Source organism: Mesorhizobium sp. LCM 4576, assembly GCF_001854815.1.
GTDB lineage: Bacteria > Pseudomonadota > Alphaproteobacteria > Rhizobiales > Rhizobiaceae > Mesorhizobium > Mesorhizobium plurifarium.
In genome coordinates, this window is sequence record NZ_MDDT01000020.1 from 87,689 (window position 1) to 100,380 (window position 12,692).

Annotated in this window: 11 protein-coding genes; 3 read left to right on the forward strand and 8 right to left on the reverse strand. The window is 64.4% G+C overall.

Going from position 1 to position 12,692, the window contains the following annotated elements; translation table 11 throughout:
* Nucleotides 1–3 precede the first annotated feature (3 nt).
* Entirely contained in the window at nt 4–747 is a 744-nt protein-coding gene (locus LCM4576_RS11435; RefSeq protein ID WP_071032210.1) for an ATP-binding cassette domain-containing protein, read from the forward strand.
* Between the two features lie 15 nt (nt 748–762).
* On the opposite strand, the gene otsB is transcribed toward LCM4576_RS11435, so the two are convergent.
* The 4 genes from otsB to LCM4576_RS11455 form a co-directional block, all read right to left on the reverse strand.
* Nucleotides 763–1,545 (reverse strand): trehalose-phosphatase, encoded by a 783-nt coding sequence (gene otsB, locus LCM4576_RS11440; protein WP_041007688.1) that lies wholly within the window; start codon nt 1,543–1,545, stop codon nt 763–765.
* Nucleotides 1,542–3,332, reverse strand: coding sequence for a trehalose-6-phosphate synthase (locus LCM4576_RS11445; RefSeq protein WP_071032211.1), 1,791 nt, complete (start codon nt 3,330–3,332; stop codon nt 1,542–1,544). Before LCM4576_RS11445 ends, otsB begins: the two co-directional genes overlap by 4 nt.
* Nucleotides 3,333–3,479: 147 nt before the next feature.
* Nucleotides 3,480–5,642 (reverse strand): amylo-alpha-1,6-glucosidase, encoded by a 2,163-nt coding sequence (locus LCM4576_RS11450; RefSeq protein WP_071032212.1) that lies wholly within the window; start codon nt 5,640–5,642, stop codon nt 3,480–3,482.
* A 146-nt stretch (nt 5,643–5,788) separates the two neighbouring features.
* A complete protein-coding gene (locus tag LCM4576_RS11455) occupies nt 5,789–6,847 on the reverse strand; it encodes a glycosyltransferase family 4 protein (protein ID WP_071032213.1) in 1,059 nt (352 codons plus the stop codon).
* Between the two features lie 220 nt (nt 6,848–7,067).
* Here LCM4576_RS11455 and LCM4576_RS11460 point away from each other — a divergent pair, with 220 nt between their 5' ends.
* Both LCM4576_RS11460 and LCM4576_RS11465 read left to right on the forward strand, forming a co-directional pair.
* On the forward strand, nt 7,068–8,273 hold the full coding sequence (locus tag LCM4576_RS11460) for an ROK family transcriptional regulator (RefSeq protein ID WP_071032214.1): 1,206 nt from the start codon (nt 7,068–7,070) through the stop codon (nt 8,271–8,273).
* 3 nt (nt 8,274–8,276) lie between these two features.
* Nucleotides 8,277–8,774 (forward strand): peptide deformylase, encoded by a 498-nt coding sequence (locus LCM4576_RS11465; RefSeq protein WP_071032215.1) that lies wholly within the window; start codon nt 8,277–8,279, stop codon nt 8,772–8,774.
* A gap of 10 nt (nt 8,775–8,784) precedes the next feature.
* Here the strand turns inward: LCM4576_RS11465 and LCM4576_RS11470 are convergent, their stop codons facing one another.
* The 4 genes from LCM4576_RS11470 to LCM4576_RS11485 are packed head-to-tail and all read right to left on the reverse strand — an operon-like array spanning nt 8,785 to nt 12,646.
* Complete coding sequence (locus LCM4576_RS11470; protein WP_071032216.1) at nt 8,785–9,582, reverse strand: ABC transporter permease subunit; 798 nt, start codon at nt 9,580–9,582, stop codon at nt 8,785–8,787.
* 2 nt (nt 9,583–9,584) lie between these two features.
* Nucleotides 9,585–10,442, reverse strand: coding sequence for a 2-aminoethylphosphonate ABC transporter permease subunit (locus LCM4576_RS11475; protein ID WP_071032217.1), 858 nt, complete (start codon nt 10,440–10,442; stop codon nt 9,585–9,587).
* A complete protein-coding gene (locus tag LCM4576_RS11480) occupies nt 10,435–11,583 on the reverse strand; it encodes an ABC transporter ATP-binding protein (RefSeq protein WP_083354747.1) in 1,149 nt (382 codons plus the stop codon). Before LCM4576_RS11480 ends, LCM4576_RS11475 begins: the two co-directional genes overlap by 8 nt.
* Nucleotides 11,584–11,614: 31 nt before the next feature.
* Nucleotides 11,615–12,646, reverse strand: coding sequence for a 2-aminoethylphosphonate ABC transporter substrate-binding protein (locus LCM4576_RS11485; RefSeq protein WP_071032219.1), 1,032 nt, complete (start codon nt 12,644–12,646; stop codon nt 11,615–11,617).
* Nucleotides 12,647–12,692: the final 46 nt, after the last annotated feature.

Sequence of the window (12,692 nt, forward strand, 5' to 3'; positions counted from 1 at the left end):
GCGATGAACGCGAGCGCGCCAATCCTGCAGCTTCAGGACATCCGCAAGAATTTCGGCGGCCTCACCGCGATCGAGAATTTCTCGCTCGAGGTCTTTCCGGGCGAGATCGTCGCGCTGGTCGGCGACAACGGCGCCGGCAAGTCGACGCTGGTCAAGATCATCTCCGGCGTGCACCCGCCCTCCTCCGGCACGATCACGATCGAAGGCAAGCCGGTGACGATGTCGAACGCCACGATGGGCCGCGCGCACGGCATCGAGGTTGTCTACCAGGATCTCGCTTTGGCCGACCAGCAAACGGTCTACATGAACATGTTCCTCGGCCGCGAGCCGCTGAACCGCCTCGGCCTGCTCGACCGCCGCCGCATGATCGACGAGACGGAAAAACTGGTGAAGGAGCTCGACGTGCGCATCCCTTCCGCGCACGCCACCATCCGCGACCTCTCCGGCGGTCAGCGCCAAGGCGTCGCGATCGCCAGGGCGACGCATTGGGCGAGCAAGYTGATCCTGCTCGACGAGCCGACGGCCGCGCTCGGCGTCGCCGAGACCGCCAAGGTGGAGGCGATCGTTCAGTCGCTCAAACAGCGCAATGTCGGCATCCTGATCATCAGCCACAGCCTCGACCAGGTGTTCAAGCTGTCGGACCGCATCTGTGTCCTGAGGCGCGGCAAGCAGATCGGCGTGCGCGAGACGAAGAAAACCGACAAGAACGAGATCATCGCCATGATCACGGGCCTGCAGCAGCAGTAGCCGCCAGCGCCTTGTTTAGGCGACGAGATTGCGGCTGGCCGTTTGCGTGGCCGGCTCGCCGAAATTGGCCTCCAGCCAGGCGAGCGCGCTGGCGACATCTTCGATGGCGAAGCGGGCAGCCGTCTCGCCCTGCGGCTTGACGCGGATCGAGATCCCGCCCGCGGCATTGACGGTGTCGAAGCCGTTCTCGTCGGACGTGTCGTCGCCAAGGAACACCGGGCGCCTGCCGGTGAAAGGATCAAGCTGCATGAAGCGCCGGATCGCAGCGCCCTTGGCGGCTTCGAGCGGCATCAGCTCGACGCCGGCATTGCCGGCGATCACGCGGTAGCCCTGCGGCAAGCGCGCGAGCGCCGCCTCGACCAGCTCCGTCGCCCGGGCCAGAAGCTGCGGCGCGGCTCTGGTGTGGATGGCGAGCACCGGTCCCTTGCGCTCGACATAGACGGCCTTGCTCGCCAGTTCCAGTTCGATCTCGTCGGCAAGCGCCGCCATATCCGCCGGCTCGTCGGCGGCTTCGATCTTTCCGTCCGGCAGAAGTCTGTGCTCCAGCCCGTAGAGGCCCGCGATCCGCAGTTTCAACGGGTCGAACAGATGATCGACGGCCGCGATCGAGCGGCCGGTGATGAAGGCAAGCGCGCCGTCGAGCCGCCGCTCGATCCTCTGCAGGAGAACACGGAGCTCCTCGCTGACCGAAACGGCGTCGGGATGCGCCGCGTGCTCCAGCAAAGTGCCGTCGATGTCGAGGAAAAGCGCCCACCGTCCCTCGGGAAGCGGCGGGGTGAGGTCTGCCTGGATGTTCATCGGAATCCGACTGCCTGTTTGCGTTCGAACATGGAGACGACATTGTCGCYAGTGGGGGCATTCGGCCGCTCGTATAAGGCCGTGACCCGATCCAGGTCGCCGCGCTTCCTCAGGCGCGCCGCGTCGAGCAGCATGCTGCCTGCCCAGCGATAGACATTGTTGTCGCGCACGATCTCGCGCATGCGTCGCATGCGCTCGCGTTGCTCGTCCGGCCCCATCGTCAGCGCCTGCAGCATCGCCTCGCTCATCATCGCCGCGTCGTAAGGATTGACGATCAGCGCCTCCAGCAGCTCGCGCGAAGCGCCCGCGAAGGTGCTGAGCAAAAGAACGCCCTGCTCGTCGTCGCGCGACGCGACGAACTCCTTGGCGACGAGGTTCATGCCGTCATGGAGGCTGGTGACGAGGCAGATATCGGCCGCCCGATAGAGCTCGTAGACCGCCGCCTGCGAATGATGCTCGGCCACCATGACCACCGGCTGGTAGGAGTCGCTGCCGTAGCGCTGGTTAAGTTCCTCGGCACAGCGCAGACATTCCTCGTGGAGCTGTTTGTAGGCCGGCAGCGTACCTCGGCTCGGCGCCGCGACCTGCAGGAACACGACTTTGCCCACCATTTCGGGGTGGCGAATGAACAGCTCCTCCAGCGCGTGGAAGCGGTCGAGGATGCCCTTGGTGTAGTCGAGACGCTCGACGCCGACGCACAGCTTGGCGCCGGCCGGAATCCTGAACCGCTTGCGCACGCGCACCCGGCACTCCTCGATGTTGGGGAGGGCTTTCAGGAGCTCGACCGGCCATTCGATCGAGATCGGATAAGAATGCACCAGCGTCACCTGGCCGCCATAGGAAATGGCGGCATCGGCGCGCTCGATGCGGCTTTCCATGAAGCGATCGACACTCTCGGTGAAGTTGTTGGCGTKGTACTGGGTATGGAACCCTACGATCGAACTGCCGAGCAGACCGTCCAGGATACGCTCGCGCCACGGGCATATGCTGAACACTTCAGAGTTCGGCCAGGGGATATGCCAGAAGGTAATGACGATCGCCTCGGGCAGACGCTCGCGGATCATGCGCGGCAGAAGCGCAAAGTGATAGTCCTGGACGAGCACGATCGGTCGCTCGTTGCGAGCCTCGGCAACCACGGTGTCCGCGAACTTGCGGTTGACGGCTTCATAGGCCTCCCAGTCCGACTCGCGGAAGATCGGCCGCGTGAAGGCGATATGGCAGAGCGGCCACAAGCCTTCATTGGCGAAGCCGAGATAGTAGCCTTGATATTCCTCGTCACTGAGCCAGACCCGGCGCAACGTGTAGGAGGGATGGCCAGGCGGCACCTGCACACGGTCGTTCCTGTCGACCACCGTCTGATCGGCGCTGCCGCCRCCATAGGCGATCCAGGTGCCGGCGCAGGCGCGTGTGATCGGCTCGAGCGCCGAAACCAGCCCGCTCGCCGGCACGACAAGCTCGACGCCGCCATCCTTGGTTTCGTTGTGGATATAGGGCTCGCGATTGGAAACGACGATCACCTGCGCATCCGGCAGCTCGTCGGCCAGGATCTTGCGCAGCGTGTCGGGCGACCATGTCACCAGAGCCGCGTCGACCGATTGGCCGTTCTTCTCGAACTCGCGCAGCACCGTTCGCGCCGCCTCGGTGGCAACGTCCTCGCCGGAACCCGGCAAAGCCGATGCCCTTGGGTGATTGCGGCGGTACCGGGATATTGAAATAAAGATCGCGAATGCGGAAAGTCCAAGGCTTGCAAAGATAAGGACCAGTAACAGGACGCCATATTGTGTCATTGAAATGCCAGGTTGCCTCCGGCCATCCGTTCATTGTTGTCGTTCTTGCCGGCCGCAGACGGGCAGACCGGATAAGGTTTTGAACGCGCAAACAAGCGATCAGTTCCGACATTTTCGACTGTTGAACGCAGGGTTGCGGCGCTTTGTTCACGTGCGCACGATGAGCGGCACCTGGCCTTCATGCCGGTMGGACAGGAAGGCGCCGACACGATCGCCGACCCGTTGGAAGGTAAGATCGATCGTTCTGTCGCCGACCGTCAGGTGCCTGATCGTGAGCGTGTCTATGCCGATCGGCAGCCTCGGGCGCGTGACATGCAATTCACCTTGCCAGCCATCGATCTCCAGCCCCAGGCATGCTTGCATCAGCATGAATGTGGAGCCGGCCGACCAGGCCTGCGGCAGGCAGGCCACGGGATAGGCGATCGGCGCCTCGCCGGGCGCCCGGGCGAAGCCGCAGAACAGCTCCGGCAGCCGCATGTTGAAATGCACGGCCGACTCGAACGTGCCGCTCATCAACCGCACCACGCTGTCGCGCTCGCCGTAGCGCGCCATGCCCACGGCGCAAAGCGCGGTATCGTGCGGCCAGATCGAACCGTTGTGGTAGGACATCGGGTTGAAGAAAACTGCGTCGTCGGCGAGCGTCCGCAGGCCCCACCCGGAATGGAAGGAGGCCGACAGCAATTGGTCGACGACCAGCTTGGCGCGTTCGGGCTGCGGCAAGCCGACAAAAAGCAGGTGCCCGGCATTTGACGTTCGCACCTTGCATGGCTGGCCCTCGCCATCGATGGYCAGGGCGTAGAAGTTCATGTCGTCGAGCCAGAAGTCGCGTTCCACGGCGACCCGCATTTCCTCGGCGCGGCCCTCCCAGTGCTCGGCGTCGGCGAATTCGCCGCGGCGGCGCGCGAGCGCCGCCATGCCGCGGAAGGCGGCAAAGACATAGCCCTGCACCTCGACCAGCGCGATCGGTCCCTTGGGAATGCGCCCATCGGCATGGAAGACGGAGTCAAAACTGTYCTTCCAGCCCTGGTTGGCAAGGCCCGACTCGGCGGCGYGCTGGTAGGTGACGAAACCGGTGGCGCGGCTCGCCTCTTCTGTCYACTCGGCGGCGGCCTTGAGCGAGGGCCACAATGTGTCGATGAAGGCCATGTCGCCGGTGCGGTCGGCATAGGCGGATGCCAGATGGATATAGAGCGGCGTGGTGTCGACGCCGCCATAATAGCGGCCGAAGGGAAGCTCGCGCAGCGCCGCCATCTCACCCTTGCGCGTCTCATGCATGATCTTGCCGGGCTGGGAATCCCAAAAGGGCGACGTTTCGGTCGCCTGGTGCTCGGCCAGAAAAGCCAGCACGCCCCGCGCCAGGCCGGGGTTGAGCCAGAGCATCTGCAGGCTCGAGATCACGCCGTCGCGGCCGAATGCCGTCGAGAACCACGGGATGCCGGCATAGGGATAGGGCCCGGTCGGAAGCTCCGTGGTAAGCAGCGCCACATCGGCGCGGGCGCGCTCGACCCAATCGTTGAAGACGCGGCCTGAGCTGTGCACCGTGGCGCCATGCCTGCGCTTGGYGCGCATGCCGAAGCGGGCCCGTGCCGCCGCGGCGCGGAATCGGTCGCGATCGGGCGGATCGGCGACCTCGGGACCAACCTCGATATAGAGCACTTTTTGACTGCGCTTGGTCACCGCGATAAGGAAATCGGCGCGATTGTCACTCAACTGGTCGGGCGCCTGCGAAAAGGAGATCGCGGAAAGTCTCGGCAGACCGTCGAGGCCGTCATAGCCGAGCAGCACCGAGGTCTTGTCGGTCTTGGCGACATGCGTCGTGCCACGCTTCACCCGCGTCGTGCCGCGCACCTCGAACATGTCGCGAAAGTCGGCGGCAAAATGCAGCGAGGCGGTGATGGTCGAATGCTCGCGGCTGTAGTTGGAAAGCGTGATCCGCTCGAACAGCCTGTCCTGCCAAATGAGCCTGACGCGCTCGATGTGGATCGCACCCTGCGGGATATCGCGGCCGGCCGCGCTCTGGATCGGTAGGTTGGTGAGGTTGGACGTGAACAGCACATTGTCCTGGCTGAGCGAGGCGCCGAGCAGCGACATCGGCCGGCCGCCGATGGTCAGGCGGAATTCGGAAAGCACGCGCGTGTCGTCGCGGRAGAAGCCGTCRCCCGACCCTCTGATGTCGCCATAGGCGTCGGCCACCGCGAAGCAGTCGCCCTGCTTGAGGGCAAAAAGCCGGTGCGGCTCCCGCGGCGCCGTTTCGTCGAGTGAGGAAAGCGCCACGGCGGGATCGAGCTTGCGCTCGTCGAGCTCCATCATTGGTCACCTCTTTGTTTGCCCCGCCCTGGGCATGATGCCGAAAAGTGTGAAGCGGCTTTCGGGCGACATCATGCTCTATCTTTTTAGAGCCGGATTTGAATTTCAGGTCGAACAGACCTGAAATCATCCGACTCCAGGCATCAAGGTCAGGAGGCTTTGGCCTCCGGCGTGCCGGTCAGGCGCATATAGGCAGCAAGATAGTCGCGCGCCATTCTTGTCGCCGAGAACCTTTTCTCGAAGGCTGCCCTCACCTGCCGCCGGTCGAGATCGAGAAGCGCTGGCACCGACGCGACCGCATCGTCCACGCTGTCCACGACGAAGCCGGTGACGCCGTTATCGACGATCTCCGGCAGGGCACCCTGGTTCCACGCAATCACCGGCGTGCCGCAGGCCATGGCTTCGATCGCGACGAGGCCGAACGGCTCCGGCCAGTCGATGGGGAACAAAAGGCCCGCCGCATTGCCGAGAAATCCGGCCTTCTCGTCTTCCGTGATCTCGCCGACATAGTCGACGCGGTCGCCATCGATCAGCGCTTCGATGTTGTCGCGGAAATAGGYGCGGTCGTCGTCGCCGATCTTGGCCGCCAGCTTCAGCTTCAACCCGGACCGGCGCGCGATCTCGATGGCGCGGTCCGGCCGCTTGTCGCGCGACAGGCGTCCGAGGAAGGCAAGATACGGCTCTTCCGCCTCAGGTTCATAAGTCGGTTGGTAGGCATCGAGCGGCAGTCCGTGATGGATGGTGGCCAGCCAGTTCGCGTCGGGCAAGCCGCGCTTCTGGCTGTGCGAGATCGAGATCATCGGGAAACGCGGGAAGCGTTTATAGGCCGGCGCCAGGTCGACATAGTCGAGCCGGCCATGCGGCGTCGTCACCGTCCGCCCCGCGATCTCTTCGAAGAACGGAAAATGCACGAAGTGGCTAAGATGGAAATGGATGACATCGAACTCGCCGACGCGCGCTCGCACATCGGCAAGCATCGCCAGATGCGCCGCGATCTCCGATTTCTTCGGCCGCGGGTCGAGGCGTATCGCCTGGTCGCGCCCGGGCACCAGCCGCGCCGAGGTCTCGCTGTCGCCGCTCGCGAATAGCGTCACATCGTGGYCAAGCCCGACCAGCGCCTCGGTGATATAGAAGACGATCCTCTCCGTCCCGCCATAGAGTTTCGGCGGCACGGATTCGTAGAGCGGCGCGACATGAGCTATGCGCATTTGGTCCCTCGGCTGTTGACGCGAAGCAAAATGCGTCAACCGCGAGATCGTTCCTGTCCAATTGACCGCAGGTGCTGTTGAGATCCGTTCGACTGGCGCGACAAGTCAGCCAGGCCTTCAACCTTGCCGCGCTCTGAGCCCGATGCCGAGCGCTAAACAATTAAATCAACTTGATTTTCTAAAGTGGCGATCTACAGTTTCCGTGACTGGCAACGATCGCATGACCCTCAAGAAAGTCATCTCCGGCACAAATCTCGAGCAGGCGAAATCGCACAACCGGCGTGTGGTGATCGAGGCGATCCGCACCAACGGCACGCTGTCGCGGGCGGCGATCGCCAGGTTGACGGCGCTGTCGTCGCAGACCATCTCCAATATCGTCGAGGAATTGGAAGCGGCCGGGCTGTTACGCCCGGAAGCAACGCTGAAAGGCGCGCGCGGCCAGCCGGCGGTCCCCTATTCCATCAACCCCGATGGCGGCTATTCGATCGGCCTGCAGCTCGACCACCAACTGGCCGTCGGCGTCGTTACCGACCTCTCCGGCGCGATGCGCGCGCGCATCGAGAGAAATGTCGACCAGCCCACTCCCACAGAGGCCATGCCGCTGCTTGCCGCGATCTCGAGCGGCCTCATCGCAACCTCTCGACTGGAGCGGCAAAGGTTGCTCGGCATCGGGATGGCGATGCCCGGGCCGTTCGGCGTCGAAGGCATGACCTCGGTCGGCCCGACCGCCCTTCCCGGCTGGCAGGATTTTCCGGTAGCCGAAGAGCTGGAACAGCTGACCGGCATCGCCGTCACCGTGGAGAACGACGCCACCGCGGCAGCCATAGGCGAGCGGCTCTATGGCGTTGCCCGCAAGCTCGGCAGTTTCGTCTACCTCTTCATCGGCACGGGCCTCGGCGCCGGGCTTTTCCTCGACGGCCATCTCTACAAGGGCAGCCGCCACAATGCCGGCGAGATCGGCCACGTTATCGTGCGGCCGGGCGGCCTGCCATGCGATTGCGGCAAGCGCGGCTGCCTGGAGCGCTACGTCTCGCTACGCGCAGCCTATGACAGGCTTGGTCTGGCCGATCCCGACCATGCCTCTCCCGAACTGCTGGAACAACTGCTGGCAAATGGCGACAGCCGCTTCGAGGCCTGGCTCGCCGAGGCGGTCGAGCCGTTGCGGCAGGCGATTGACATCCTGGAAATGGCGCTCGATCCCGAAACCGTCGTGCTCGGCGGCTTCATGCCGCTGCCGGTGATCGAGGCTTTGGCCAGCCGGCTGGAGCCGCTCCATCTCTCGGTGAGCTCGACCAGCGCCCGTACCACACCGCGCGTCATGGTCGGCGCCGCGGGAAAGGACACGTCCRTCCTCGGCGCCGCGGCTCTGCCGATATTCTCGGAAACCAACCCGCAATTCGACGTGCTGCAGAAGCCGGTGGGCTGACGCATGGCGGTCCGGCCGATCATAAAATTCCCCGATCCCCTGCTGCGCACCGTCGCGGATCCCGTAGAACTTTTCGACAGCGATCTGCGCAACCTGGCCGGCGATCTCATCGACACCATGCACGCGGTGCCCGGGATCGGCATAACCGCCTCGCATATCGGCATCATGAAACGCCTTGTCGTGATCCAGGTGCCTCCCGCCGCAAAGCCTTCGATCTATGTAAATCCGTCGATTGTCGAGGCCTCGACCGAGATGATCCGTCACACGGAAGGCAGCGTCTCGATGCCTGGCGTGACGGAAGAAATCGAACGGCATGCCCGCGTTAGGATTCGCTACCAGGATCTGGAGGGCAAGGAGCGGTTCGAGGACGCCGAGGGCCTGCTGGCGGTCTGCCACCAGCACGAGATCGACCAGCTCGATGGGCTTTTCTGGACGCAGAGGCTGTCGCGCCTGAAGCGCGATCGCCTGATCAAACGCTACGGCAAAGTGCGGTCGTCCTAGACTTGCGAGGCTACGACCTCGTCTGGCGGCCGACGACGCGTTCGAGCCCGAGCAGCAGGATGAGCGTCACGGCGACGAGCACCATGGTCAGCGCAGCGCCGGCAAAGACATCGCCGCGATCGGTCAGGCTGAAGATCGACACCGGCAGCGTCACCCAGCCCGGCGGATAGACCATGACGGTGGCGCCGAGCTCGCCCATCGATAGCGCGAAGCTCAGGCCGAAGGCTGCGACCAGGTAAGGCGTGAGCAACGGCAGCGTGACATGCCAGAGCCGGTAAGCCGGGCGCGCTCCGAGGCTTGACGCCACCTGCTCGAAATCCGGCGAAAGCCGCGCCAGCCCGGCCGAGACATTGCCGAAGGTGAAGGCCGAGATCAGYACGAAATGCGCCACCATGACGATGGCGATGGTGCCGTTGAGCAAAAGCGGCGGATGGCTGAAGGCCACCAGTAGGCCTAGACCGACGGACACCGAAGGCACCGCGCTTGGAATGAAGAACAGCACCCCGAGCACCCTGGCCAAAGTTGCGTCCTGGATACGCAGCGCAAGTGCTGCCCAAGTGCCGCTGACCAGCGCCAGCGCGCTGGCCAGGAAGCCGGTGACGAGGCTCGCCTTGACCGCTTTCCAAGCCGCCCCTTGCACGACATCGCTGTAGTGCTCTGTTGTCAGGCCGCTRGGCAGCACGCCGTTCCACTGGTCGGCCAGGCTGGAAAGCAGGATCACCGCGAGAGGGGCCAGGAACAGCACGCCGAACAGCAGYGCGAAGACTGCCCAAATCAATATGCGACCGGGGCGCGACCAGACCAGCATCCCTATGCTCCCAGCCTGCCGGCGGCGAACCGGTAGAGCCCGAACAGCCCGAGCGACAGCGCGATGTTGATGACCGCGATGATGCAGGCGACCTGATAGGCCGACTCCTGGATCGCCTTGCTGTAGATGAGCAGCGGCAAAGTGATGACGCCCTTGGCGCCGATGAACAGCACGATGCCGAATTCGTTCACCGTCAACAAAAGGCAGAGGCTGCCGCCGGCAATCAGCGCCGGAACGGCGGCGGGCAGGATCACCTGGCGGACGATGCGGAAGGGCCGCGCGCCGAGCACGCTTGCCGCTTCGATCTGGCCGCGGTCGACCAGCGAAAAGGCGGCGAGCAGCGGTCGCAGCACGAAGGGCGAGTAGACGGTGACCTCGGCCAGCACCACGCCCCAGGTCGAGTAGAGGAAATCGACTGGCGGCGCCTGCAACGAGAAAATTTCCATCAGCCCGGCATTGAGCATGCCGGCCGAGCCGTAGAGGAAGGTGAAGGCAAGCGTCACCAGAAAGGTCGGCAAGGCGATGAAGGTGTCGATCAGCCGGGCGATGACGCCGCTGCCGGGAAACGGCACGAAGGCGAGGATCAGCCCCAGCACCAGCCCGACGATCAGGCATCCGGCCGTCGCCGCGACGGAAATGGTGATGGTGTTGATGAGCGCGTTGAGGAAGAAGCGCGCATGCAGGACACGAACGAATTCGGYGACGTTCGCCATGCCGCTGTCGTCGGTAAAAGCCTGCTGGACGATCAGCACCAGTGGATAGAAGAACAAGAGCGCCAGCAGCGCCGCCGGCGGCACGATCCAGAACCGGCCGGGCACCTTTCTGGTTATCGGGGCGTGAAGGACGGCCGCGTCAGCCACGGACGTCTTCCGGAACGAGCGACGTGTCGCCGGGCGCGAAGAAGAGCGGCATGGCCGAGCCCCGTTCCGGCAGGCTCACTGGCAACCTGGTCGCCGAGACGCGCACCGGCGTGCCGTCGACATCGAGCACCAGATGGGTGAGCTCGCCTTGCCAGTGCACTTCCTTCAGCGTGCCGACGATCCTGTTGGTATGCTCCTCGTCGCCGGTGAGGCTGAGATGCTGCGGCCTGATGCAGAGCAAGGTCTTGTCGCCGGGCTTCTCGCCGCGTGCGGCGCCTGCGAGCACGGCATCGCCGAGCCTGGCCTTGGCGAGGCCTTTCGGACCGGCAGCACCTTCGGCAACCGTGACCGGCAACAGGTTGGCGCGGCCGAGGAACTCGGCCGTGAAGCGGTTCGGCGGCCGTCGGTAAAGCTCGGTCGTCGGCCCGTGCGAGGACACCCTTCCGTCACGCATGATGGCGATCTTGTCGGCAAGCGTCAGAGCCTCGGTCTGGTCGTGCGTGACATAGAGGATCGTCAGTCCAGGCAGGTCGCGATGCAGCTTGGCGATCTCCTCGACCATGTTGCGCCTGATCTGCGCATCGAGCGCCGAAAGCGGCTCATCGAGCAGAAGCACGCGCGGCCTGACCGCCAGCGCCCGCGCGATGGCGACACGCTGYTGTTGGCCGCCGGAAAGCTCGCGCGGATAGCGCTTGGCAAAGCCCGACATCCCGACCGTCGCAAGCGAGTCCTTGACGCGCTCGCCGATCAGCGCCTTGTCGGCGCCTTGGGCCCTGAGACCGAAGGCGACGTTGTCCTCGACCCGCATATGCGGGAACAGCGCGTAATTCTGCACCACCATGCCGAGCCCGCGCTCATAGGGCGGCAGATCGGTGACGTCGGTGGCGCCGATGCGGATGCGGCCGCTTGCCGGCCTGACGAAACCGGCGACGGCCCGAAGCGCCGTCGTCTTGCCGGAGCCGGAGGGCCCGATCATCGCCAGGATCTCGCCGGGCGCGATATCGAGCGTCAACGGATGCAGGACGACATGCGCGCCATAGGCGACGCTGACCTTGTCGAAGTGGACGTTGGAGCCGGCGCCGCGAATTTTCGCGGCGTCGACGTCCATGACATTGCTTCCCGTAAATGCGGGCACCGACATGGCTGCTCCTCCGGATTTGCTCACCAGGAGATCAACTTCCCGTCGCTTCGTTCCACTTCTTGACATAGTCGGGCAGCTTGGTGAGCGCTTCGTCCCAGTTCGGCGCCCAGATGGTCACGCCCTTCATCGCCTCCTGCGCCTTGGCGAAATTGGCATCGTCCGGCTTCACATCCTTGCGAGCAGGCAGGCCGAGCGCGACGGAGCTTACCGTCGACTGCGCTTCCTTGGAGAGCAGGAACTCGATCAGCTTCTTGCCGTTGTCGGAATTGGGCGCGCCGGTGACCAAGCCGATTTCGTAGGGCAGCGCGAAGGTGGAGCGGGTGCCGTCCGGACCGGCGGGCCAGAACACCTTGATGTTCGGATTGTCGGCCATCTGCGACAGGTTCATCTGCAGGTCGCCATTGGCGACATGCAGCTCGCCCTTGTTGACCAGCGCGGTCAGCTTGCCGGTCGAGGCGGACGGGCCGACATTGTTGTCCTGCAGCTTCTTCATGAATTCGAAGCCGGCATCCTCGCCGCCGAAGGCGTGGATGATCTCGAGCATGACGGCGGTGCCGTCGCCGGCCTGGCCGGGTGTCGAATACTGGATCTTGCCCTTGAACTTCGGATCGAGCAGGTCGTTGTAGCTCTTCGGCGCTTCCGAGAGCACCGAGGCGTTGTAGATAAAGTTCATGTAGTTGTTGACCAGCGGCCGGTACTTGTCGGTGCCGCCGTCGATCTGGTCGGAGCCTTCCGGCTTGAAATCCTGCAGCAGGCCGTCGGCGGCGGCGCGCTGGATGAAGGGCGGCAGCGTCACCAGGACGTCGGCCTGCGGGTTCGACTTCTCCTTGGCGACGCGCTCGACGACGCCGCCCGAGCCGCCCTCGATATACTGCACGGTGATGCCGGTGGCCTTGGTGAAGGCGGCAAACTCGGTCTCGTACCAGCTGCCGTTGCCGTCATGCAGGCCGTCGGCCGAATAGATGGTGACGACGCCGTCGGCGAAGGYCGGCGCGACCAGCGCCGAGGAGCCGAGCAGCGTCGCGGCGAAGGTTACAGCTATGGCAAGATTTCGCGATTTCATGGTCAGTTCCCCTGTGATGGAAGGCACATCCTGCGACGCACTCGTG